Below are 1883 nucleotides of genomic sequence, written 5' to 3'. Positions count from 1 at the left end.
TGATGAAGGAAGAACACCCTCTTCTGTTATCTGATTTATAGAAACTTGTTAATCAAGTAGTCTTCATTGACTACATCATTATTATACTAGGAGTTAATTTGAAGAAAAAGAAATTCCTTAGACTGAAGAATACAGGTAGTATCCTTGTGCTTATGGGGCTTTTGATAATTTTTGTAATAGCACTGTACACATTTATCCTGCAAAGTTCTTACACTAAGACCGCCCTTGAAACAGAAATTGCGCGTGATACAGCGAGTGCAGATGCAGTACATAAGCTTGTGAATGGAAAAATCGGAAAAGAAGATTTTGCTCAAATCAAAGATCAATCTGATGAAAAGAAGCAATTATATAAGGATATTTCTTCATATTTCAATGAAATCAGAACACTGAATTCTACTCGATATATTTACACCGCTACAAAAAATGAAGAAGGAAAACTCGTTTATGTGGTAGACGGTTTGGATTCGGATGCGGATGATGTAAGACACCCTGGAGATTATATTGAGGAAGAAATGGTTCCGTATATTGATAGGGCTATTTCTGGGGAGAATGTGTACTCTCAGGATATCATTGATACAACATGGGGTCCGATTTTTACGGCTTGCTATCCTGTAAGCGCAAATCATGATGGGACAGGAGAAATCATTGGCGTATTTTGCATTGAAATGGATATGCAATCAGCTTATGGAATGGTTGAAGAGACGAATCATATTTCCATCATCTGCGGTTTAGTCGCAGGAGCTGTATTGCTTTTAATTTGTCTATATACCTATTATGTTTACCAGAAAAGCAAGGCAGAAGAGCAAAAACAAAAACAACCTCTACATAGAGATTTGACAGGTGTTCATGTTCTTATGGCAGAGGATAATGAGCTAAATGCTGAACTTGCTACGATAATGCTAGAAGATGCCGGTATGACCGTAACACGCGCATCAGATGGAAAAGAAGTCGTGAATTTGTTTAAAAATCATCCACGAGACACATACGATCTTATTTTGATGGATATTATGATGCCAAACATGGATGGACACCAAGCAGCAAAAGCCATTCGAGCCTTGGGTATAGAGCGATCCGATGCAGTTATGATTCCAATTATAGCTTTGTCTGCAAATGCTTTTATAGATGATATTCAGGAATCCCTGGATTCAGGCATGAATGACCATATTTCCAAGCCGATTAACATGGAGGAATTAACTGATACAATCGCTAAATACATTAAACGTGACACATGTTTGGCAAAGGAACTAAAGCAGAAACAAAATGACGGATAAATGCCGGAGCACCAGGAAAATCGCATCGTTATCAGTTATATTTCTATAAAAATGAGACAACGAAAAAAGAAATTGATGTAATCTCCTATTGAGGTCAAGAGTGGAAATACACGTACAAATTCACTAAAGTCGATCATGAAAAATAATAAAGATATACGCTATGGATATAAGTTCATAGATGGAAATATAGGAACCAGCGAAGAGGGAATAATTACATTACCGCTCTATATGATCGCTTTCCTTGCGTAATCTTGCTCTGCTTTTCTTAACATGAAGCTTTTGCAAACACTGTCTCCAGAACAAGAGGAAGTGTTTCCAAAAGCTTCTGGTATTCCTTCTCTATATTTTCATTATATGGCAGTGTATCTTGATTTGATTTCCATAGCCAGCATAATGGTGCATGTTTTACAGTAGCAAGAAATTATTTTTTGAAAATTTTGTATTTTTCTGAAATTTAGTACGGAAAAGAGCATATGGCTTTTCTCCCAATGAGGTGGGGAATTGAAACATCTTTTGTAAGCGCCTAATAACAGGGTGGATTTAACTTCCACCGAAAATCTGCCATAATCATAGAGGATAGACGCCAGCATTTTACTACAGATCTGACGCTAG

General features: G+C 36.9%; 1 protein-coding gene. It reads left to right on the top strand.

Going from position 1 to position 1883, the window contains the following annotated elements; genetic code table 11:
* Positions 1-98 precede the first annotated feature (98 nt).
* On the top strand, positions 99-1271 hold the full coding sequence (locus tag OCV47_RS15740; protein ID WP_262655960.1) for a response regulator: 1173 nt from the start codon (positions 99-101) through the stop codon (positions 1269-1271).
* Positions 1272-1883 lie beyond the last annotated feature (612 nt).

It is taken from the genome of Muricoprocola aceti, from assembly GCF_025567005.1.
GTDB lineage: Bacteria > Bacillota > Clostridia > Lachnospirales > Lachnospiraceae > Marvinbryantia > Marvinbryantia aceti.
Note: the sequence above shows the minus strand (reverse complement) of the source record. Positions and strands in the feature narration are given on the sequence as shown.